The organism is Ideonella sp., assembly GCF_041918995.1.
GTDB lineage: Bacteria > Pseudomonadota > Gammaproteobacteria > Burkholderiales > Burkholderiaceae_C > Ideonella.
Map to the genome: position 1 here is coordinate 160473 of NZ_JAYRUN010000001.1, position 19899 is coordinate 180371.

20 protein-coding genes are annotated in these 19899 nt (G+C 73.6%); 13 read left to right on the forward strand and 7 right to left on the reverse strand.

Features of this window, described 5'->3' with window-relative positions:
* Nucleotides 1–11: 11 nt before the first annotated feature.
* A complete protein-coding gene (locus ACE3UN_RS00775; RefSeq protein WP_374672990.1) occupies nucleotides 12–1235 on the forward strand; it encodes a DUF1501 domain-containing protein in 1224 nt (407 codons plus the stop codon).
* Nucleotides 1236–1260: 25 nt separating this feature from the next.
* Here the strand turns inward: ACE3UN_RS00775 and ACE3UN_RS00780 are convergent, their stop codons facing one another.
* Together ACE3UN_RS00780 and ACE3UN_RS00785 are read right to left on the reverse strand one after the other, a co-directional pair.
* Nucleotides 1261–2559, reverse strand: a complete 1299-nt coding sequence (locus ACE3UN_RS00780) for an O-acetylhomoserine aminocarboxypropyltransferase/cysteine synthase family protein (RefSeq protein WP_374672991.1) — start codon at nucleotides 2557–2559, stop codon at nucleotides 1261–1263.
* A 148-nt stretch (nucleotides 2560–2707) separates the two neighbouring features.
* Nucleotides 2708–3568: a LysR family transcriptional regulator gene (locus ACE3UN_RS00785; RefSeq protein ID WP_374672992.1), complete on the reverse strand. Its 861-nt coding sequence runs from the start codon at nucleotides 3566–3568 to the stop codon at nucleotides 2708–2710.
* Nucleotides 3569–3693: 125 nt separating this feature from the next.
* On the opposite strand from ACE3UN_RS00785, the gene bla reads away from it, so the two are divergent.
* A complete protein-coding gene (gene bla, locus ACE3UN_RS00790) occupies nucleotides 3694–4566 on the forward strand; it encodes a class A beta-lactamase (RefSeq protein WP_374672993.1) in 873 nt (290 codons plus the stop codon).
* A 24-nt stretch (nucleotides 4567–4590) separates the two neighbouring features.
* Here bla and ACE3UN_RS00795 read toward each other — a convergent pair whose 3' ends face one another.
* A complete protein-coding gene (locus ACE3UN_RS00795; protein WP_374672994.1) occupies nucleotides 4591–5619 on the reverse strand; it encodes a LacI family DNA-binding transcriptional regulator in 1029 nt (342 codons plus the stop codon).
* Nucleotides 5620–5819: 200 nt separating this feature from the next.
* Between ACE3UN_RS00795 and ACE3UN_RS00800 the strand changes: the two genes are divergently transcribed.
* From ACE3UN_RS00800 to ACE3UN_RS00820, 5 genes are all read left to right on the forward strand, one after another.
* Nucleotides 5820–6341, forward strand: a complete 522-nt coding sequence (locus ACE3UN_RS00800) for a gluconokinase (RefSeq protein ID WP_374672995.1) — start codon at nucleotides 5820–5822, stop codon at nucleotides 6339–6341.
* Complete coding sequence (locus ACE3UN_RS00805) at nucleotides 6338–6844, forward strand: TRAP transporter small permease subunit (RefSeq protein WP_374672996.1); 507 nt, start codon at nucleotides 6338–6340, stop codon at nucleotides 6842–6844. Before ACE3UN_RS00800 ends, ACE3UN_RS00805 begins: the two co-directional genes overlap by 4 nt.
* Nucleotides 6841–8133 (forward strand): TRAP transporter large permease, encoded by a 1293-nt coding sequence (locus ACE3UN_RS00810; protein WP_374672997.1) that lies wholly within the window; start codon nucleotides 6841–6843, stop codon nucleotides 8131–8133. Before ACE3UN_RS00805 ends, ACE3UN_RS00810 begins: the two co-directional genes overlap by 4 nt.
* A gap of 28 nt (nucleotides 8134–8161) precedes the next feature.
* Nucleotides 8162–9181 carry a TRAP transporter substrate-binding protein gene (locus tag ACE3UN_RS00815; protein ID WP_374672998.1) on the forward strand — a complete coding sequence of 340 codons (1020 nt, stop codon included), beginning with the start codon at nucleotides 8162–8164 and terminating at the stop codon, nucleotides 9179–9181.
* Nucleotides 9182–9276: 95 nt separating this feature from the next.
* The gene (locus ACE3UN_RS00820) at nucleotides 9277–10347 is read left to right on the forward strand and encodes an AI-2E family transporter (RefSeq protein ID WP_374672999.1); all 1071 of its coding nucleotides are present in this window, start codon (nucleotides 9277–9279) and stop codon (nucleotides 10345–10347) included.
* Here the strand turns inward: ACE3UN_RS00820 and ACE3UN_RS00825 are convergent.
* The 4 genes from ACE3UN_RS00825 to ACE3UN_RS00840 form a co-directional block, all read right to left on the reverse strand.
* Nucleotides 10344–10607 (reverse strand): hypothetical protein, encoded by a 264-nt coding sequence (locus ACE3UN_RS00825; RefSeq protein ID WP_374673000.1) that lies wholly within the window; start codon nucleotides 10605–10607, stop codon nucleotides 10344–10346. The two genes, ACE3UN_RS00820 and ACE3UN_RS00825, sit on opposite strands and share 4 nt — an antisense overlap.
* 100 nt (nucleotides 10608–10707) lie before the next feature.
* Nucleotides 10708–10920 (reverse strand): cold-shock protein, encoded by a 213-nt coding sequence (locus ACE3UN_RS00830; RefSeq protein ID WP_374673001.1) that lies wholly within the window; start codon nucleotides 10918–10920, stop codon nucleotides 10708–10710.
* Between the two features lie 194 nt (nucleotides 10921–11114).
* On the reverse strand, nucleotides 11115–12389 hold the full coding sequence (locus tag ACE3UN_RS00835) for a 3-deoxy-D-manno-octulosonic acid transferase (protein WP_374673002.1): 1275 nt from the start codon (nucleotides 12387–12389) through the stop codon (nucleotides 11115–11117).
* 85 nt (nucleotides 12390–12474) lie between these two features.
* The gene (locus ACE3UN_RS00840) at nucleotides 12475–13863 is read right to left on the reverse strand and encodes a phosphomannomutase/phosphoglucomutase (RefSeq protein ID WP_374673003.1); all 1389 of its coding nucleotides are present in this window, start codon (nucleotides 13861–13863) and stop codon (nucleotides 12475–12477) included.
* Nucleotides 13864–14057: 194 nt separating this feature from the next.
* Between ACE3UN_RS00840 and ACE3UN_RS00845 the strand changes: the two genes are divergently transcribed.
* The 6 genes from ACE3UN_RS00845 (at nucleotide 14058) to ACE3UN_RS00870 (ending at nucleotide 19802) form a co-directional block, all read left to right on the forward strand.
* On the forward strand, nucleotides 14058–15191 hold the full coding sequence (locus ACE3UN_RS00845) for a histidine kinase (protein ID WP_374673004.1): 1134 nt from the start codon (nucleotides 14058–14060) through the stop codon (nucleotides 15189–15191).
* A gap of 31 nt (nucleotides 15192–15222) precedes the next feature.
* Nucleotides 15223–15999, forward strand: a complete 777-nt coding sequence (locus ACE3UN_RS00850; protein ID WP_374673005.1) for a LytR/AlgR family response regulator transcription factor — start codon at nucleotides 15223–15225, stop codon at nucleotides 15997–15999.
* A 101-nt stretch (nucleotides 16000–16100) separates the two neighbouring features.
* A complete protein-coding gene (locus tag ACE3UN_RS00855) occupies nucleotides 16101–17600 on the forward strand; it encodes an Ada metal-binding domain-containing protein (RefSeq protein ID WP_374673006.1) in 1500 nt (499 codons plus the stop codon).
* A gap of 14 nt (nucleotides 17601–17614) precedes the next feature.
* The gene (locus ACE3UN_RS00860) at nucleotides 17615–18148 is read left to right on the forward strand and encodes a methylated-DNA--[protein]-cysteine S-methyltransferase (protein ID WP_374673007.1); all 534 of its coding nucleotides are present in this window, start codon (nucleotides 17615–17617) and stop codon (nucleotides 18146–18148) included.
* Nucleotides 18145–19062, forward strand: coding sequence for a DMT family transporter (locus ACE3UN_RS00865; protein WP_374673008.1), 918 nt, complete (start codon nucleotides 18145–18147; stop codon nucleotides 19060–19062). The genes ACE3UN_RS00860 and ACE3UN_RS00865 overlap by 4 nt, the downstream gene beginning before the upstream one ends.
* Nucleotides 19062–19802, forward strand: coding sequence for an MgtC/SapB family protein (locus ACE3UN_RS00870; protein ID WP_374673009.1), 741 nt, complete (start codon nucleotides 19062–19064; stop codon nucleotides 19800–19802). Before ACE3UN_RS00865 ends, ACE3UN_RS00870 begins: the two co-directional genes overlap by 1 nt.
* Nucleotides 19803–19899: the final 97 nt, after the last annotated feature.

The following is a 19899-nucleotide window of genomic DNA, read 5'->3' on the forward strand; positions in this document are numbered from 1 at the left end:
AGGACACCTTCATGGACGCACACGCCCTTTCCCGCCGCCGCCTGCTGCGCGGCGCCCTGGCCGCCGGCGCCGCGGCCGCCGCCGGCCCCTGGGCCACGCTCGCCCTGGGCGGCACCGCCCGGCCCACCGACCCGCGCCTGGTCGTCGTCGTGCTGCGCGGCGGCATGGACGGCCTGTGGACCGTGCCGGCCATTGGCGACCCGGACTTCGCCCCCGCGCGCGGCCAGCTGGCCGAGTACCCGGCCGCGCCGCTGCCGCTGGCCGGCCCGTTCGCCCTGCACCCCGGCTTCGAGCGCCTGCACGCCGCGTGGAAGGACAAGGAGCTGGTCGTCGTGCACGCCGCCGGCCTGCCCTACCGCGACCGCTCGCACTTCGACGCCCAGAACGTGCTGGAAGGCGGCGGCGAGCGCCCCTACCAGCTGCCCACGGGCTGGGTGGGCCGCGCGCTGGCCGCCGGCGGCCAGCCGGGCCTCGCCCTGTCCACCGCCGTGCCGCTGCTCATGCGCGGGCCGAAGCCGGTGGACACCTGGGCGCCGTCCAGCCTGCCGGAGCCGAACGCCGACCTGGTGGCCCGGCTGGGCCGCCTCTACGCCAACGACCCGGCGCTGGCCACGGCGCTCACGCGCGCCCAGGGCCTGCGGGCCGACATGCCGGCCGGCGCCGGCAACCCGATGATGCCGCCGGCCAGCGGCGGCAAGATGGCCAGCGGCTCGCTGCCCGGGCTCACCCTCAAGGCGGTGGAATTCCTGCGCCAGCCGCGCGGCCCGCAGTTCGTCATGCTCGAGCAGGGCGGCTGGGACAGCCACGCCAACCTGGCCAACGAGAAGAGCGCCTTCCTCAACAACCTGGCGCAGCTGGACACCAGCCTGGGCCTGCTGCGTGAGCAGCTCTCCGCCCCCGCGGCCAACGGCCTGTGGGGCCGCACGGTCGTGCTGGTGGTCACCGAGTTCGGCCGCGAGGTGGCCATCAACGGCACCCGCGGCACCGACCACGGCACCGGCGGCGCCGCCTTCGTGCTGGGCGGCGCGGTGCGCGGCGGCCAGGTGCTGGCCGACTGGCCGGGCCTGGCCCCGAAGGACCGCTACGAGGGCCGCGACCTGCGCATCACCACCGACCTGCGCGCCGTGGCCAAGGCGGTGCTGGCCGACCACATGCACATCGCGCGCGCGGCGCTCGACAAGGACGTGTTCCCGGGCACCGCGTCGCTCAAGCTGCCCGAGCTGGTGCGGGCCTGAGCGACGCCCCGCGCAGGGCGGGCGATCAGACCGCCGCCAGCGCCTGGTCCAGGTCGGCCAGCAGGTCGTCGATGTGCTCGATGCCCACCGACAGCCGCACGGCGTCCTCACCCACGCCCGCCTTCTCCAGCTCGGCCGGCGACAGCTGGCGGTGCGTGGTGGAGGCCGGGTGCGTGGCCAGCGACTTCGCGTCGCCGATGTTCACCAGCCGGGTGAACAGCTGCAACCCGTCCAGGAAACGCGCGCCGGCCTCGCGGCCCGTGCCGGGCGCTGACTTCACCCCGAAGGTGAGCAGGCCCGAGGCGCGGCCGCCGAGGTAACGCTGCGCCAGCGCGTGGTCCGGGTGGCCCTCCAGCCCGGCGTAGTTCACCCACGCCACCTTGCCGTGCGCCTGCAGGTGCCGGGCGATGGCTTGCGTGTTGGCGCAGATGCGGTCCATGCGCAGCGCCAGCGTCTCGATGCCCTGCAGGATCTGCCAGGCGTTGAAGGGCGAGATGGCGCCACCCGTGTTGCGCAGCGGCACCACGCGGGCCCGGCCGATGTAGGCCGCCGGGCCCAGCGCCTCGGTGTAGACCACGCCGTGGTAGCTGGGGTCGGGCTGGCTCAGGCGGGTGAAGCGCTGGGCGTGCTGCGCCCACGGAAAGCGGCCGGAATCGACGATGGCCCCGCCGAGCGAGGTGCCATGGCCGCCCAGGTACTTGGTGAGCGAGTGCACCACGATGTCGGCGCCATGCTCGATGGGCCGCAGCAGGTAGGGCGTGGCGACCGTGTTGTCCACGATCAGCGGCACCCCGTGGCGGTGGGCGATCTCGGCGATGCGGGCGATGTCCGTCACGTTGCCCTGGGGGTTGCCGAGCGACTCCACGTAGACGGCCTTGGTGCGCGCATCGATCAGCGGCTCGAAGCTCTCGGGGCGGCGGTAGTCGGCGAAGCGCGTGGTGATCCCGTACTGCGGCAGCGTGTGCGCCAGCAGGTTGTAGGTGCCGCCGTACAGCGCGCTGGAGGCGACGATGTTGTCACCCGCCTCGGTGATGGTCATGATCGCGTAGGTCACCGCCATCTGGCCCGAGGCCAGCGCCAGCGCCGCGATGCCGCCCTCCAGCGCCGCGATGCGTTGCTCCAGCACATCCTGGGTGGGGTTCATGATGCGCGTGTAGATGTTGCCCGGCACCTTCAGGTCGAACAGGTCCGCGCCGTGCTGTGCGCTGTCGAAGGCATAGGCCACCGTCTGGTACAGGGGCACGGCCACCGCCTTGGTGGTGGGGTCCGGCGAATAGCCGGCGTGGACGGACAGTGTTTCGAAGCGGTGCGGGCGGGTGGTCACGGCGGGCGTTCCGGAAGTGGGGGGACCTGCAAGCCTAGGGCCACACCGGCCGGCTGCCAAGCGACCGGATCAAGGATGCAACGGCGCCCGGCACGGGCGCCTGCGCGGGCGTGCCGGCACCCGGCCGGAGGGGGTGCGGTGCGGGCGGTCAGCCGGTGCACTGCCGCTGCAGCCAGCCGGCGAAGGCCTGCATGGCGGGGCTGTCGCGGCGCGACTGCAGCCGCGTGAGCCAGTAGCGGCCGGTGAGGATCTGGGTGTCGAAGGGCCGCACCAGCGTGCCCTGCTGCAGCTCGTGTGCGAACAGCGCCGCCGGCAGCAACGCCACGCCGGCGCCCTGCAGCGCCGCGTCGGCCAGGGCCAGCGAGCTGTCCAGCACCGGGCCGCGCAGCAGCGGTGCGGTCAGGCCGCAGCGCTCGAACCAGGCCGGCCACTCGTCGCTGCGGTAGGAGCGCAGGAGGGTCTCGCGCGCGAGCTGCGGCGGCGCCAGCAGGCGCGCGGCCAGCGCCGGGCTGCACAGCGGGCTCAGCGGCGCCTCGAACAAGGGCACCGCGTGGACGCCATGCCACGCGCCCTGGCCGAAGCGCACGGCGACGTCCAGCCCTTCGCCCGCCAAGTCGACCCGGTTGTTGTTGCCGAACAGGCGCAGGTCGATCCACGGGTGCTCCCGCTGGAAGGCGGGCAGGCGCGGCATCAGCCAGCGCACCAGCAGGCTGGACACGCAGCCCACGGTGAGCACGTCCGCCTCCGGCGCGTGGCGGAAGCGCTCCAGCCCGCGGCCCAGCCGCTCGAAGGCATCGGCCACCGTGGGCAGCAGGGCCAGGCCCTCGTCGGTGAGCGCCAGGCCGCGTGGCAGGCGGCGGAACAGCGCCACCCCCAGGCGCTCCTCCAGGTTCCTCACCTGCTGGCTCACCGCCGCCTGGCTGACGCTGAGCTCGTTGGCGGCCCGCGTGAAGCTCAGGTGGCGGGCCGAGGCCTCGAAGGCGCGCAGCGCGTTCAGGGGAAGGTGCATGGCGGGGATTCTGTCGCCGCGCTGCCCTGGATTTCCTATGGGCTGCCCCTGCGAATCGTCGTTTGTGCGGGATCGCGCCGCTGTCTATCGTCCGCCCCCATCCACGAACGACACGGAGAGACGACATGGACAGACGATCCTTCGCCGCGCTGATCACGCTCGCGGCGAGCGGGCTCGCCCGCGCGGCGGACGCCGCCGCCCCGCACGACGACGACGCGATGGTGCGCCGCTGGCAGGCGCTGGAGGCGCAGGCCGGCGGCCGCCTGGGCGTGACGCTGATCGATCCTGCACGGCAGCAGCGCGTCGCCTGGCGCGGCGGCGAGCGCTTCCCGATGTGCAGCACCTTCAAGTGGCCGCTGGCGGCCGCCATGCTGGCCCGCGTGGACGCCGGTGCGGCCTCGCTGGACCAGGTGCTGCGCTATGGCCGCGACGAGCTCGTCGCGCACTCGCCGTTCACCGAGCGGCATGCCGGGCGCGGCATGCGGGTGGGCGACCTGTGCGCGGCCACCGTCGCCCACAGCGACAACACCGCGGCCAACGTGCTGCTGCGCGCCCTGGGCGGCCCGTCGGCTTTCACGCGCTTCGTGCGCGCCCAGGGGGATGCATGGACCCGCCTGGACCGCGATGAGCCGGCGCTCAACGAGGCACGCCCCGGTGACGAGCGCGACACCACCACCCCGGACGCCATGGCGGCCCTGATGCAGCGGCTGCTGCTGGGCGACGGCCTGTCACCGGCCGCCCGCCAGCAGCTGAAGGCGTGGGGCCTGGCCACCGTGACCAGCGGCATCCGCCTGCGCAAGGGGCTGCCCGCCGGCTGGCAGCTGGCCGACAAGACCGGCACCAACGACCAGGGCAGCGCCAACGACGTGGGCGTGTTCTGGACATCGACCGGCCGCCCCATCGTGGTGGCCGCCTACCTGACGCAGAGCACCGCACCGATGGCCGGGCAGAACGCCGTGCATGCGGCGATCGCCGCGCAGGTGTTCCAGCGCGGGTAGCGGCCACGCCGCCCCTTTCACACCTCAGCTGCTGCCCCGCACCACCAGCTCGTAGCCCAGGTCCACGCTGGGCCGCGCCACCGGCTCGCCGCGCATCAGGGCCAGCAGCATGGCCGCGGCCTGGGCACCCACCTCGGCGCGCGGCGTGCGCACGGTGGTCAGCGGCGGCACCATCTGGTCGCTGCCGGTCAGGTCGTTGAACCCCGCCACGGCGATGTCCTGCGGCACGCGCACGCCGCGGCGCAAGGCGGCCAGCAGCGCGCCCTGCGCCAGGTCGTCGTTGCAGAAGAAGATCGCATCGACGGGCGGCCGCTGGCCGATGATCTGCTCGAACATCACGCCGCCCAGCGCCAGCGACGAGGGCGCCGGGTTCAGCCACTCCAGCACCGGGTCGTGCAGGCCGGCCTGCTGCATCGCCTGGCGCCAGCCGGCCAGGCGCTGGCGCGTGCGCGTGTCCAGCTGGGCCGCGGCGAAGGCGATGCGCCGGTGGCCCCGCTCCAGCAGGTGGCGCGTCATCGCCTCGCCGGCCGCCTGCTGCGACAGCCCCACGCAGTGCAGGCCGGCGCCGGGCTCGGCCAGCTCCATCAGGTGCACCACCGGCACGCCCGCCTGGGCGATGAGCCGGCGCGTGGGCTCGGGCCGCTCCAGCCCGGTGACCAGCAGGCCCGCCGGCCGGTGCAGCAGCTGCTCGCGCAGCAGCTGCGCCTCTTCCACGTCGTCGTAGTGCGTCACGCCGATGAGCGTCTGGTAGCCCGCCGGGCGCAGCGTGGCCTGCACCGCCTCCAGCAGGTCCACGAACAGGGCGTTGGACAGCATGGGAATGAGCACCGCCACGTGCGTGCTGCGGCGCGAGGCCAGCGCGCGCGCCGCCGGGTCCGGCGCGTAGCCCAGCCGGTCGGCCGCCTCGCGCACACGCGCCACCAGCGCCGGGTCCACCGCGCGCTCGCCGCGCAGGGCGCGCGACACGGTGATCGGGCTCACATCGGCGGCCCGCGCCACGTCGTCGAGCGTGACGCGGCCGGTGGAACGGGGACGGCGCGGCGGTGCGGTCATGTCAGGGTTTACACGGATGAACCGAGGGGTGTGGATGGCTAGGATAGCGCTGTCCGGCGGCATTCGCCAAGCTGGTGCACACCCCAAGCGGCAGGTTCCTGCGGCGGGGCCCGTGTCCCCCAGGCGGCCGCCGTCTTTTCCACCCTGTTGGATAGCGCTGTCCAAACGGCGCACCGCTTGATCGTTTCCCCGTGTTGGCCATGCCCGCTCCCTTCCCCCGCGCCTCGCTCGTCGTCATGGGCGTGTCCGGCTGCGGCAAGACCAGCCTGGCGCAGGCGGTGACCGACGCGCTCGGTTGGCGCTTCATCGAGGGCGATGCCCACCATGGCCCGGACAACCTGGCCAAGATGCGCGAAGGCACGCCCCTGACCGATGCCGACCGCGCCGGCTGGCTGGACACGCTGGCCGCGCAGCTGGGCCAGCCCCCGCTGCCGGCTGTGCTGAGCTGCTCCGCGCTCAAGCGCGCCTACCGCGACCGCCTGCGCGCGGCCTCGCCCGGCCTGCGCTTTGCCTTCCTCGACATCACGCCCGACGAGGCGCGTCGGCGCGTGCAGGCGCGCGCCGGCAGCCACTTCTTCACCCCCCAGCTGGTGGACAGCCAGTTCGCCACCCTGCAGCGGCCCGACGGCGAGGCCGGCGTGCTGCGCCTGGACGCCACCGCCGAGCGCGCGCAGCTCACCCGGCAGGTGGTGGCCTGGTTGACCCGCGAGGAGACCGCATGACCGCTTCCCCCGACGCCCAGGCGCCGCTGGCGCGCCGCATCGCCGAGGCCGCCATGGCGCTGTGCCTGGGCGTGATGGCCCTGGCGGTGTTCGTCAACGTGGTGCTGCGCTACGGCTTCGGCAGCGGCGTGGCCGCGAGCGAGGAGCTCTCGCGCCTGCTGTTCGTGTGGATGGTGTTCATCGGCGCCACGGCCGCCTACCCGGCCGGCGAGCACATGGCCTTCACCAGCCTCGTGGCGCGTCTGCGCCGCCGGCCGCGCACGATGGCCGCGGCCACGCTGGTGATCCGGCTGCTGGTGCTGCTGGCCTGCGTGCTGGTGGGCCGCGGCGCCTGGCAGCAGGTGGCCGTGGGCTGGGACAGCCACTCGGTGGTGCTGGGCTACCCCGCCGCCCTGCTGCCCCTGCCCGCCCTGCTGTGCACCACCGCCATCGGCGTGATGGTGCTGTGGGAGATCGTGCAACGCCGGCCGCTGCCGCTCGGCCACGGCATGGAGACGGAATGAGCGCCGAAGCCGCTGCCTTCGTGGTCTTCTCGCTCGGCATGCTGGTGCTCATGGGCATCGGCATGAACATGGCGTTCGCCCTGGTGCTCACCGGCGCCGGCATGGCCTGGGTGCTGGACTTCTGGGACACCCAGCTGCTGGCACAGAACCTGGTGGCCGGCATCGACAGCTTCCCGCTGCTGGCCGTGCCCTTCTTCGTGCTGGCCGGCGAGCTGATGAACGCCGGCGGCATCAGCCGGCGCATCATCACCATGGCCCAGGCCTGGGTGGGCCACATCCGCGGCGGCCTGGGCTACGTGGCCATCGGCGCCGCGGTGCTCATGGCCAGCATGAGCGGCTCGGCGCTGGCCGACACGGCCGCGCTGGCCACCATCCTGCTGCCCATGATGCGCCAGCAGGGCTACCCCCTGCCCACCTCCGCCGGGCTGCTGGCCTCGGGCGGCATCATCGCGCCCATCATCCCGCCGTCCATGCCGTTCGTGATCTACGGCGTGACGACCAACACCTCCATCTCGGCGCTGTTCCTGTCGGGCATCGTGCCCGGCCTGTGCATGGGTGCGGGGCTCATCCTGGCCTGGAAGTGGGTGCTGCGGCGCATCGAGCTGCCCGAAGGCCAGCCGCTGCCCCTGCGCGAGCGCCTGGGCGCCACGGGCAAGGCCTTCTGGGCACTGCTGATGCCGGTCATCATCATCGGCGGCATGAAGAGCGGCGTGTTCACCCCCACCGAGGCCGCGGTGGTGGCGGCCTTCTACGCGCTGTTCGTGGCGCTCGTCGTGCACCGCGAAATGCGGCTGGGCGACATCCACGGCGTGCTGGTGCGTGCCGCCCGCACCACCGCCATCGTGATGTTCCTGTGCGCCGGCGCCCAGGTGGCGAGCTACATGATCACGCTGGCCGACCTGCCCGGCACGCTCGGCGGCTGGCTGGGCCCACTCATCGACAGCCCGCGCCTGCTGATGCTGGTGATGATGGTGGTGCTGGTGATCGTGGGCACCGCGCTCGACCTCACGCCCACCATCCTCATCTTCGCCCCGGTGATGCTGCCCATCGCCGTGAAGGCCGGCATCGACCCGGTGTACTTCGGCCTGATGTTCGTGCTCAACGGCGCCATCGGCCTGATCACCCCGCCCGTGGGCACCGTGCTCAACGTGGTGGCCGGCGTGGGCCGGCTGCCGCTGCACCAGGTGATCCGGGGCGTGAACCCCTTCCTGCTCACCTACCTGGCCATCCTGGCGCTGTTCATCGCGTTCCCGTCGCTCGTCACCGCACCGGTCGCCTGGATGCGCTGACCCATCCCACCCACAAGGAGACATTTCCATGCACCGCATCCGTCGCCACCTCGTCGCCGCCGCCGCCACCGCCCTGCTGGCCGCCCCGCTGGCCGGCCTGGCCCAGGACATCAAGCCGCGCCTGATCCGCTTCGGCTACGGCCTGAACGAGCAGAGCAACCAGGGCCGCGCGGTGAAGGTGTTCGCCGAGGCGGTGGAGAAGGCCTCCGGCGGCAAGATGCGCGTGCGGGCCATCGGCGCCGCGGCGCTGGGCCCCGACACCCAGATGCAGCAGGCCCTGGTGGGCGGCGCCCAGGAGATGATGGTGGGCTCCACCGCCACCCTCGTGGGCATCACCAAGGAAATGGCGCTGTGGGACACGCCCTTCCTGATCAACAACGTGCGCGAGGCCGATGCGCTGCTGGACGGCCCGGTGGGCCAGAAGGTGATGGCCAGGCTGCCGGAGAAGGGCCTGGTGGGCCTGGTGTACTGGGAGAACGGCTTTCGCAACCTCACCAACAGCAAGCGCCCGGTCACCAAGGCCGAGGACCTGGACGGCATCAAGCTGCGCGTGATGCAGAACAACGTGTTCCTCGACAGCTTCCGCAGCCTGGGCGCCAACGCCGTGCCGCTGCCCTTCTCGGAGCTGTTCAGCGCCCTCGAGACGAAGACGGTGGACGGCCAGGAGAACCCGTACAACACCATCCTGTCGAGCAAGTTCTACGAGGTGCAGAAGTACCTCAGCGTGACCAACCACGTCTACAGCCCGTGGATCGTGCTGGTGAGCAAGAAGTGGTGGGACACGCTCTCGACGGCCGAGCAGAAGATCCTGAAGGACGCCGCGGTGGCCAGCCGCGACTTCGAGCGCAAGGACACGCGCGAGGAAGCCGGCCGCGCGCTGGCCGAGCTGAAGGCCAAGGGCATGCAGGTGAACGAACTGAGCCCGGCCGAGGCCGCGCGCATGCGCGACAAGCTCACGCGGGTGAACGCCAGCATCGCGGCCAACGTGGGCATGGACCTGTGGAACGAGACGCAGGCCGAGCTGGCAAAGCTGCGCGGGCGGAAGTGACCGGGCCCGGCGCCGGCCACGGCGGCCGGTAAACCGAGCCGAGCCGAGACGGGCCGGGCCGGGGCAGGCACGGCGCCTGCCCGGGGGCCGGCTCGATGAGCCCGCCTCCCCCCCTGCCCCCTGCGCCGCCCGACGCGCACCGCCCCGACCTGGCGCTGCGCACGCTGGTGGTGGCCGCCACCCTCGCCATGCTGGCCGTGCTGCTGCCCTTCTACGGCGCGGTGCTGTGGGCGGTGATCCTGGCGCTGGTGTTCCGCCCGCTGCAGCGGCGCCTCGTGCGGCGGCTGCAGCGCCCTGGCTGGGCCGCCGCCATCACGCTGCTGGTGGTGATCCTGGTGGTGGTGCTGCCGCTGCTGGGCCTGTCCGCTGCGCTGGCGCGCGAGGGCGCGCGCTTCGCCCAGGCGGTGCAGACGGGTGCGATCGACCTGCCCGGCATGCTGCAGGGCGTGTTCAACGCCCTGCCGGGCCCGGTGAGCGACCTGCTGGGCCAGGCCGGCATCAGCAACGTGGACGCCCTGCGCCAGCGCATCGAGCAGAGCGCGGGCCGGGTCGCCCAGTTCCTGGCCGGCCATGTGCTGGACATGGGACAGGTCACCGTGGCGTTCGTGGTGCAGCTGTTCGTGGCGCTCTACACCGGCTTCTTCATGCTGCGCGACGGCGACGCGCTGTCGGCCCAGGTGTGGGCCGCCCTGCCCCTGGGCGAGCACCACAAGCGGGCCCTGCGCGAGCGCATCACCACCGTGCTGCGCGCCACGGTCAAGGGCAACCTCGTCGTGGCCGTGCTCCAGGGCGGCATCGGCGGCGTGGTGCTGGCCGTGCTCGGCGTGCCGGGCGCCCTGCTGGCAGGCGCTCTCATCGCGCTGTTCTCGCTGCTGCCGGCCGTGGGCTCGGCGCTGGTCTGGGGCCCCATCGCCCTGTACCTGCTCGCCACGGGCGACATCTGGCGCGGCGTGGCGCTCACGGTGATCGGCGTGGGCGTGATCAGCATGGTGGACAACCTGCTGCGCCCCATCCTGGTGGGCCGCGACACCCGGCTGCCCGACTGGCTGGTGCTGGTCACCACCGTGGGCGGCATCGCCCTGATCGGCCTGAACGGCTTCGTGGTGGGACCGCTGGTGGCCAGCGTGTTCGTGGCGGCCTGGGGGATCTACGCCCGGAAGAACTAGCCGGCGGCGCCGGCACCCGGCGCCAGCAAGGCGCGGTTGCGCGCCACGTCGCGCTCGAAGGACGCGAGCACCAGGTCCGAGACATCCGCGTGCAGCAGCATGGTGCGCGCCACCTCGGCGCGGGCCTCGAACTCGGCCAGCACGCCGGCACGCACCCGCGGGGCCAGGCTGTCGATCAGCGCGGGCAGCAGCGCGTCCAGCGCGATCAGGCTTCCCTTCAGCTCGCAGACGCGTTCGGTGACTTCCTGGAGGTTCTTCACGCGTGGGCCTTCGGAAAAAGAAAAGCGCGGCCAGGCCGCGCTTGCATCGCCAGGTCAGGCGCGCGCCGGCGAACCGGACAGCGCCTGGACCGTGCGGTCTTTAGTCCAGCGAGCGGATGTTGGCCGCCTGCGGGCCCTTCTGGCCCTGGGTCACCTCGAACTGCACACGCTGGTTCTCGGTCAGCGTCTTGAAGCCGCTGCCCTGGATTTCCTTGAAGTGGGCGAACAGGTCCTTGCCACCGCCATCGGGGGCGATGAAGCCAAAGCCCTTGCCTTCGTTGAACCACTTCACGGTACCGGTTTCGGTCGTCATATCGAATTCCTTTTCAAGTTTGCGATGGGCGCAACAGCGCGCCCAGGCGAAGAGACGCCAAGAAAATCTTCAAAGGGGGATTCGACACAACCGCCGGCAGAACGCCGCAGCGGGAAGAAAAACCAATCAGCAGATGCTCTTGTGCATATCAGCCAGCCGAATACTAGTCGAACCCGGCTTCCCGCGCTGCAGCTTTACACAAGCCCGAGAATCTGACGGGCCATGCGCGCCGAGGCGCCGCGGTGCGCCGAGGCCAGGGCCTCGGCCGCGGCCTGCGCCTGCCGGCGGGCGGGCGCATCGTCCACGAGGCGGCGCACCTGCGCGAGTGCCTGCGCCATGTCGTCCACCTGCCATGCCGCCCCGGCCAGGGTGGCCTCGCGGGCGGCCTCGGAGAAGTTGAACACCGACGGGCCCAGCACCATCGGGCAGCCGCAGGCGGCCGCCTCGATGAAGTTGTGGGAGCCGAAGGGGCCGAAGCTGCCGCCCTGCAGGCCCGCATCGGCCAGCGCGAAGTACAGCGGCATCTCGCCCAGCGAATCACCCAGCCAGACGTCGGCCTGCGTGTCCGCGGCCGGCGGCCCGGCGTCGGGCCAGCCGCTGCGGCGGCGCAGGCTGAAGCCCTGCTGGCCGACGGCCGCCGCCACCTCGTCGAACCGCTGCGGGTGGCGCGGCACCAGCAGCAGCAGCGGCCGGGGCGCCGGCCACGCCGCCCAGTGCGCCAGCAGCTGGGCCTCCTCGCCCTCCCGCGTGCTGGCGGCCACTACCAGGGGGCGGGCGATGCGGGCCTTCCAGCGCAGGCCCGCCGCCAGCTGCGCCGGGTCGGGGCGCAGGTCGTACTTGAGGTTGCCCGCCACTTGCACGTGGCGCACGCCGGCCGCCTGCAGGCGCTCGGCGTCCGCGGCCGTCTGCGCGAGCGCGAGCGCCAGCGTGTCGGCCGCGGGCCGCAGCAGGGCAGCAAGGCGTCGGCCCTTGGCGGCGCTGCGCTCGGACAGCCGCGCGTTGGCCAGCACCATCGGCACGCCCACGCGCCGGGCCTCGGCCAGCAGCGTGGGCCAGACCTCGGTCTCCATCAGCACACCCACCGCCGGGCGATGGCGCCGCAGGAAGCGGCGCACCGCTCCCGGCGTGTCGAAGGGCAGCCAGGCCTGGCGGTCGCCCGGGCGCAGCAGCGCCGCGCCGGCCGTGCGGCCGGTGGCCGTGCCGTGGGTGAGCAGCAGGCGCAGGCCGGGCCGGTGTTCGCGCAAGGCGGCCACCAGGGCGGCCGCGGCGCGCGTCTCGCCCAGGGACACGGCGTGCACCCACACGGCGCCCGGCTCGCTGCGGGCGCCGAAGCCCAGCCGCTCGCCGATCGCCAGCCGGTACCCCGGCTCCTGCCGACCGCGCCACCACAGCCGCGCGAGCAGCAGCGGTGTCGCCAGCCGCAGCAGCGCCACGTACACGAGGCGGGCGAACAGCGCCTTCATGGGCATCCCGAGCCGGCCGCCGAGCCGGGCGGCCGGCTGCGGCCGGTCGAGCCGCTCAGCGCCACCGCGGCCGCGGTCGGGCTCCGTGCAGTCAGTGGGCGGCCGCCGCGAACTGCGCGTCGGGCTTCACCTCGCGCAGCGCGGCCATGAAGTCGCGCTCGATGCGGTGCAGCGCCTCGGCGGTGTGGCCCTCGAAGCGCATCACCAGCACCGGCGTGGTGTTGGACGCGCGCACCAGGCCGAAGCCATCGGGATAGTCGGCACGCAGGCCGTCGATGGTGCCGATCTCGGCGCCGGGGAACTTCGCCGTCTCGCGCAGCTTCTCGATCACGGCATGCGGCTCACCCTCCTCGCAGGGCACGTTCAGCTCCGGCGTGCTGTGGCTGGTGGGCAGGCCGTTGAGCACCGCGCTGGGGTCGTCCGAGCGCGACAGGATCTCCAGCAGGCGCGCCGCCGTGTACATGGCGTCGTCGAAGCCGTACCAGCGCTCGGCGAAGAAGATGTGCCCGCTCATCTCGCCAGCGATGGGTGCGCCGGTCTCCTTGAGCTTGGCCTTCACCAGCGAATGGCCGGTCTTCCACATCATCGGCACGCCGCCGGCCTTGCGCACGTCGGGCGCCAGGCGCTGGCTGCACTTCACGTCGTAGATGATGGTGCCGCCCTTGACGCGCGTGAGGATGTCGCGCGCGAACAGCATGAGCTGGCGGTCGGGGTAGATGATCTGCCCGTCCCTGGTGACCACGCCGAGGCGGTCGCCATCGCCGTCGAACGCCAGGCCGAGCTCGGCGTCGGTGGCGTGCACCACCTTGATCAGGTCGGCCAGGTTCTCGGGCTTGGACGGATCGGGGTGGTGGTTGGGGAAGTCGCCATCGACCTTGGAGTACAGGTCGATCACCTCGCAGCCCAGCGCGCGCAGGATGGCGGGTGCCGTGGCGCCGGGGATGCCGTTGCCCGAATCCACCACGATCTTCATCGGCCGCGAGAGCTGGCAGTCGCTGGTGATGCGGTGCGCGTACTCGGGGATCACGTCCATCGCCGCGATGCGGCCCTGGCCGGTGGCGTAGTCCTCGGCCTCCATGCGCTGGCGCAGGCCCTGGATCTCGTCGCCGTAGATGGCGCGGCCGGCTAGCACCATCTTGAAGCCGTTGTAGTTCTTCGGGTTGTGGCTGCCCGTCACCTGGATGCCGCTGGAGCAGCCATGGCGCGCGCGCGTGGCGGCCACGTAGTAGACGATGGGCGTGGTGACGGCGCCCAGGTCCACCACGTCCAGGCCGGTGGAGGCCAGGCCGCGCATCAGCGCCTGTGCCAGGCCCGGGCCGGACACGCGGCCGTCGCGGCCCACGGCCACGGCCTTCTCGCCGGCCTTGAGCGCCTCGGTGCCGAAGGCGCGGCCGAGGTGCTCGGCGAACTGCTCGTCGAGGGCCTGGCCGACGATGCCTCGGATGTCGTAGGCCTTGAATGCGGATGCTGCAACCTTCATGGGGGTGTTCTCTCCTAGTGGCGGGCGCGATTGTAGGCAGGGGACGCTCAGGCACTGTGACGTCCGGCGTGGGGGGCAAGCAGGGCCCGTGCCGGCCGCCGCGCGCCGCTGCGTCTCGCCATCCGTCGCCTGCGCTGTCGATCCGTCGCCACCCCAGGACGCCCCGCCCGGGCGGCTGCCTACACTGCGCCGCCATGGACAGCACCCTCTGGCTCGACACCCTGCGCCGCTCCTGGCGCAGCTGGACCTCCATCGACCTCGAGGTGGAGGGCCCGGGCTGGCTGCAGCTGGTGTGGACCGGGCTGTTCTCGGTGGCCTGCGCGCTGCTGTTCACCGCCTTCGGCATGGTGATGATGGGCCGCAGCCAGATGGGCGATGGCGCCGCCTGGTGGCGCTGGTTCCAGGCCAACCTGTTCATCAGCGCCGTCATCGGCTACGGCATCCACGGCCTGTTCGAGCTGCTGACCCGCTGGATCGGCCCGGCCCGCATCCGCAGCTGGCCGGAGGGCCGGCGGGCGCTGTTCTTCGTCGCCGTGCCGCTGGGCGGCGTGGCCCTCCTGTGGCCCACCGCGGTGTGGCTGATGGGCCACGGCTTCGGCACGGGCAGCCCGCGCGTGAACATGGGCTTCGTCGCCTTCGCGTTGATGTTCAGCCTCGTGATGTTCCTGTACTTCGGCGGCAAGGCCCGGCTGGAGATGGCCAACCGCCGCGCCGCCGAGGCCCAGCTCAGGCTGCTGCAGGGCCAGATCGAGCCGCACTTCCTGTTCAACACGCTGGCCAACGTGGTGGGCCTGATCGACCACGAGCCGGAGCGGGCGCGGCGCATGCTGGAGAGCTTCATCGACTACCTGCGCGGCTCGCTCGGCGGCCTGCGCAACGGGCAGCACACGCTGGGCCAGGAGATGGCCCTGGTGGAAGCCTACCTCGGCGTGCTGGCCCTGCGCATGGACGATCGCCTGCGGGTGCGCATCGAGGTGCCCGACGTGCTGCGCGCCACCCCGCTGCCGGCCCTGCTGGTGCAGCCCCTGGTGGAGAACGCCATCCACCACGGGCTGGAGCCCAAGGTCGAAGGCGGCGAGATCGTGGTGCATGCCGAGGTGGACGGCCAGCGCCTGCAGATCGAGGTGCGGGACGACGGCCTGGGCCTGCACCCCGCCGGGGCGGCGGCGCGCCGCCCCCGCGGGGCCGGTGCCGCGCGGGGCCACAACCGCGAGCGCCGGGCGGCCCGCGACGGCGCGGCCGCCGGCCTGGCCCTGACCGAACGCCCGGGCGGCGGCGTGTGCGCCCGCCTCACCCTGCCCTGGCCCGTGCCGCCGACCCTGGCCTGACCCTCCCTGTGCCGATCCCTTGCCCTGCCCCATGACGACACCCACCGCCCTGATCGCCGACGACGAGCCGCACCTGGTGCGCCACCTGCAGCAGCAGCTGGCCCAGCTGTGGCCGGAGCTGCACATCGTGGCCACCGCCCGCAACGGCCTGGAGGCGGCGCAGGCCATCGCCACGCACGCGCCCGACCTGGCCTTCCTGGACATCCGCATGCCGGGCCTGACCGGGCTGGAGGTCGCCCAGGGTGTGGAGGGCCGCACCCGGGTGGTCTTCGTCACCGCCTACGACGAGTTCGCGGTGCAGGCCTTCGATCAGGCGGCGCTGGACTACCTGCTCAAGCCGGTGACGGCCGAGCGCCTGGGCCGCTGCGTCCAGCGCCTGCGTGCCGCCGTGCAGGCGGCGCCCGACGAGCCGGACGCCCGGCTGGCGCAGACGCTGCGCCGCCTGCTGCCGGCCGCCGCGGCGGCACAGCCCGCCCCGGCGCGGCTGCGCTGGATCCGCGCCAGCGCCGGCGAGGTGACGCACCAGGTGGGGGTGGACGAGGTGGTGTGCTTCCAGGCCGACGACAAGTACACCTGCGTGCACACCGCCAGCGGCCGGGAACACCTGATCCGCACGCCCATCACCGAGCTGGCCGCGCAGCTGGACCCCGACCAGTTCTGGCAGGTGCACCGCGCCACGCTCGTCAACCTGGCGTTCCTGGACAGTACCCGGCGCGACGAGGCCAGCCGCCTGTGGCTGCGCCTGCGCGGCCTGGCCCAGGAGCTGCCGGTCAGCCGCGCCTACGTGCACCTGTTCAAGGCCATGTGAGGCCCCGGCGGCCCGGGCGGACCGGGGCGCCGCTATGCTGCGCGAGGCACAGGTCCGAAAACGGCGAGTCAGCGCATCGGCCAGCGCCAAGAATGCGCCCCATGCACCCCGCCCCGCCGCTCCAGCCCGACGCCGCCTACCGCGTGCTGCAGACGCACGACGCCCGCTTCGACGGCCGGCTGTTCGTGGGCGTCACCTCCACCGGCGTGTACTGCCGGCCGGTGTGCCGTGTGCGGCTGCCACGGCGCGAGAACTGCCGCTTCTTCGCCCACGCCGCCGCCGCCGAATGCGCCGGCTTCCGGCCCTGCCTGCGCTGCCGCCCCGAGCTCGCGCCCGGGCTGGCCGCCACCGACTCGCCCGACGCCCTGGCCCGCGCCGGGGCCCGGCTGATCGAGCACGCGGTGGCGCAGGGCGAGCCGGTCGCGCTGCCCGCGGTGGCGGCCCGCCTGGGCGTCACCGACCGGCACTTTCGCCGGGTGTTCCAGGCCGCCCATGGCGTGAGCCCGGTGGACTGGCTCGCCACCCAGCGCCTGCTGCTGGCCAAGCGCCTGCTCACCGACACCGACCTGCCGGTGACCCGCGTGGCGCTGGCGGCCGGCTTCGGCAGCCTGCGGCGCTTTCACGCGGCCTTCGCCGAGCGCTACCGGCTGGCGCCCGGCGCCTTGCGCCGCCACGCCGCCGTGCCGGCCGGGGCCGCCGCCGTGGATGCCACCGAGCCGGTCACGGTGCGCCTGGCCTGGCGGCCACCGTACGACGACGCGGCCATGCTGGGGTTCCTGGCCGCCCGGCCGCTGGCCGGTGTGGAGGCCGTCGGCACCGACCGGGACGGCACGGTGTGGCGCCGCACGCTTGCGCTGGCCGATGCCCAGGGGCAGCACCACGCCGGCTGGCTGGCACTGCGCTGGCGTCCCGGCGCGAACGAGGTGGCCGCCACCGTGAGCCCCGCGCTCGCGCCCGTGCTGGGCGCGGTCATCGACCGCCTGCGCCACCTGCTCGACCTCGACGCCGACACCGCGCCCATCGAACAGGCGCTGGCGGGCATGCCGCTGGCGCTGCGCATCGGGCTGCGCGTGCCGGGCTGCCTGGACGGCTTCGAGACGACGGTGCGCATCGTGCTCGGCCAGCAGGTCACCGTGGCGGCCGCCTGCACGCTCGCCGGCCGCCTGGTGCAGCGCTTCGGCGAGCCGCTGGCCACCCCCTTCGACGGCCTCACCCACCTGTTCCCCACGCCCCAGGCGCTGGCCGCTGCGTCGCCCGACGCCATCGGCACGCTGGGCATCGTGCGCACCCGCGTCGCTGCCCTGCAGGGCCTGGCCCGCGCCGTGGTGGAGGGCCGCCTGGTGCTCTCGCCGGCCGCGCCCATGGCCGCCACGCTGGACACCCTGCGCACGCTGCCCGGCATCGGCGACTGGACGGCTGAGCTGGTGGCGCTGCGCGTGCTGGCCTGGCCCGACGCCTTCCCCGCCAGCGACGTCGGCGTGCGCCGGGCGCTCGGTGCCCCCGACGCCGCCAGCGCCGCCGCCCAGGCCCGGGCCTGGCAGCCCTGGCGCTCCTATGCCGTCATGCAGCTGTGGCAATCCGCCGCCACGCTGCCCGTCTGACCGAAAGGCCCGCCATGACCCCTCCCCCTCTCGTCGCCCAGGCCACGGTGCCCAGCCCGCTGGGGCCATTGCTGCTGGCCGCCCGTGCGCGCGGCCTGGCCGGCTGCTGGTTCAGCGACCAGCGCCACCACCCCGGTCCGCTCGACGCGCCGGTGGACGCCCGCCACCCGCACATCGCCCAGGCGGTGGCGGAGCTGGCCGATTACTGGCGCGACGCCCGCACGGCCCGCTTCCGCGTCCCCCTGGACCCGGCCGGCACGCCCTTCCAGCAGGCGGTCTGGCGGGCCCTGCTCGACATCGCCCCGGGCCGGTCCAGCGCCTACGGCGGCCTGGCCACGGCGCTGGGCGCACCGCAGGCGGCCCGCGCGGTCGGCGCTGCCGTGGGGCGCAACCCGCTGTCGGTCATCGTGCCCTGCCACCGCGTGCTGGGACGGGACGGTGCGCTCACCGGCTACGCCGGCGGGCTGGCCCGCAAGCAGGCGCTGCTGCAGCGCGAAGGCCATGCGCTGGCGGCCCAGGCGGCCGCTGGCGAGGCGGTGTGCGCATGAGGCCGCGCGACGCAGCCGAGCTGCTGGCGCTGGCGGCCATCTGGGGCGGCTCGTTCCTCTTCCTGCGCCTGGGCGCGGCCGATTTCGGCCCGGTGGCGCTGGCGGGGCTGCGTGTGCTGGGCGCCTCGCTGTTCCTGCTGCCGATCCTGCTGCAGCGCGGCGAGTGGCCGGCCCTGCGGCGGCACTGGCGCGCCATCGCGGTGGTGGGGGTGGCCAACTCCGCCATTCCCTTTCTGTGCTTCGCCTATGCCGCGCTGGCCATCACCGGCGGCCTGTCGGCCATCTTCAACGCCACCACGCCGCTGTGGGGCGTGCTCATCGCCTGGGCCTGGCTGAAGGACCGGCCGGGCGGCTGGCGGCTGGCCGGCCTGGCGGTGGGCTTCGCCGGCGTGCTGTGGCTCGCGGGGGACAAGGCGGACTTCCGCGCCGGCGCAGGCGGCACCACCACGGCGCTGGCCGTGGGCGCGTGCTTGCTGGCCACGCTCATGTACGGCCTGGCCGCCAGCCTCACCAAGCGCTACCTCACGGGCGTGCCGCCCATGGCCCTGGCCACGGGCAGCCAGCTGTCGGCCACCGTGGTGCTGGCGCCGCTGATGGTGTGGCAGTGGCCCGCCCAGCTGCCGGGGCCCGGCCCCTGGGCCGCGGTGGCGGCGCTGGCCCTGCTGTGCACCGGCGTGGCCTACATCCTGTACTTCCGCCTCATCGCGGCGCTCGGCGCCACCCATGCCCTGGGCGTGACCTACCTCATCCCCGCCTTCGCCATGCTGTGGGGCGGGCTGTTCCTGGGCGAGACTGTCGATGCGACGATGGTGGGCGCATGCGGGGTCATCCTCGCCGGCACGTCGCTGGTCACCGGCCTGTGGCGGCCGCCCACCCTTCCCCGACAAGGCAAACCGCCCGCACGATGGAGCTGATGAGCCGTGAATGGCTGGCCGGGTTCTGGTCGCAGCCGCTGATCGCCGCCAACCTGGCGGTGTTCCTCAACCTGCTCGGCGCGCTGGCGCTGGGCCTGCTCGTGGGCTACGAGCGCGCCTACCACGGCCGCGCGGCCGGCATGCGCACCTACGGCATCGTGTGCATGGCCTCCGCCGCGCTCACGGTGTTCGCCGGCTACCCGGGCTTCTGGTACGGCGGGCAGCAGGCCATCCACGGCGTGATGGACCCCACCCGGGTGGTGCAGGGCATCGTCACCGGCGTGGGCTTCCTCGGCGCCGGCCTCATCATGAAGGAGGGCCTGAGCATCAGCGGCCTGACCACCGCGGCGTCCATCTGGGCGGCCAGCGCCATCGGCGTGCTGGTGGGGGTGGGCTTCTTCGGCGCCGCCATCCTGCTGTCGCTGCTGTCGGCCGCGCTCATGATGTGGGGCTCCCGGGTGGAGGCGCGCCTGCCGTCGCGGCATGCGGTGGGGGTGCAGCTGCGCTTCGCCACCGGCCACGCGCCGCGGCAGGACGAGATGGCGGCCTGGGCCGCCGCGCTCGGCTACGAGCTGGCCCCGGGCTCCATCACCATCACCGAGGAGCCCGGTCGCATCGAGTGGCGCTTCGTCGCGGTGGCCTACAGCACCCGGCGCGCCGCCACCCTGCCCCAGCTGGCCGACGCGCTGCGGGCGCGGCCCGAGGTGGCGCAGTTCCACCTGGCGCACGCGCGCAACTGATCCCCGAGGCGTCCCGGCCCCACGGGCCGGGCTTGATCTGCGGCAAGACGCCCACGCGGGCCGGGTGCGACGCTTGCGCAGCCTGCCGCCACGAGGA

Bases quoted from the DNA above. Each gene is read 5' to 3' on its own strand.
- ACE3UN_RS00840 (WP_374673003.1), bottom strand. From the start codon at position 13,863: ATGAAGGTTGCAGCATCCGCATTCAAGGCCTACGACATCCGAGGCATC.
- ACE3UN_RS00870 (WP_374673009.1), top strand. From the start codon at position 19,062: ATGAGCCGTGAATGGCTGGCCGGGTTCTGGTCGCAGCCGCTGATCGCC.
- ACE3UN_RS00815 (WP_374672998.1), top strand. From the start codon at position 8,162: ATGCACCGCATCCGTCGCCACCTCGTCGCCGCCGCCGCCACCGCCCTG.
- ACE3UN_RS00820 (WP_374672999.1), top strand. From the start codon at position 9,277: ATGAGCCCGCCTCCCCCCCTGCCCCCTGCGCCGCCCGACGCGCACCGC.
- ACE3UN_RS00835 (WP_374673002.1), bottom strand. From the start codon at position 12,389: ATGCCCATGAAGGCGCTGTTCGCCCGCCTCGTGTACGTGGCGCTGCTG.
- ACE3UN_RS00805 (WP_374672996.1), top strand. From the start codon at position 6,338: ATGACCGCTTCCCCCGACGCCCAGGCGCCGCTGGCGCGCCGCATCGCC.
- bla (WP_374672993.1), top strand. From the start codon at position 3,694: ATGGACAGACGATCCTTCGCCGCGCTGATCACGCTCGCGGCGAGCGGG.
- ACE3UN_RS00800 (WP_374672995.1), top strand. From the start codon at position 5,820: ATGCCCGCTCCCTTCCCCCGCGCCTCGCTCGTCGTCATGGGCGTGTCC.
- ACE3UN_RS00830 (WP_374673001.1), bottom strand. From the start codon at position 10,920: ATGACGACCGAAACCGGTACCGTGAAGTGGTTCAACGAAGGCAAGGGC.
- ACE3UN_RS00860 (WP_374673007.1), top strand. From the start codon at position 17,615: ATGACCCCTCCCCCTCTCGTCGCCCAGGCCACGGTGCCCAGCCCGCTG.
- ACE3UN_RS00845 (WP_374673004.1), top strand. From the start codon at position 14,058: ATGGACAGCACCCTCTGGCTCGACACCCTGCGCCGCTCCTGGCGCAGC.
- ACE3UN_RS00785 (WP_374672992.1), bottom strand. From the start codon at position 3,568: ATGCACCTTCCCCTGAACGCGCTGCGCGCCTTCGAGGCCTCGGCCCGC.
- ACE3UN_RS00810 (WP_374672997.1), top strand. From the start codon at position 6,841: ATGAGCGCCGAAGCCGCTGCCTTCGTGGTCTTCTCGCTCGGCATGCTG.
- ACE3UN_RS00855 (WP_374673006.1), top strand. From the start codon at position 16,101: ATGCACCCCGCCCCGCCGCTCCAGCCCGACGCCGCCTACCGCGTGCTG.
- ACE3UN_RS00795 (WP_374672994.1), bottom strand. From the start codon at position 5,619: ATGACCGCACCGCCGCGCCGTCCCCGTTCCACCGGCCGCGTCACGCTC.
- ACE3UN_RS00850 (WP_374673005.1), top strand. From the start codon at position 15,223: ATGACGACACCCACCGCCCTGATCGCCGACGACGAGCCGCACCTGGTG.
- ACE3UN_RS00865 (WP_374673008.1), top strand. From the start codon at position 18,145: ATGAGGCCGCGCGACGCAGCCGAGCTGCTGGCGCTGGCGGCCATCTGG.
- ACE3UN_RS00775 (WP_374672990.1), top strand. From the start codon at position 12: ATGGACGCACACGCCCTTTCCCGCCGCCGCCTGCTGCGCGGCGCCCTG.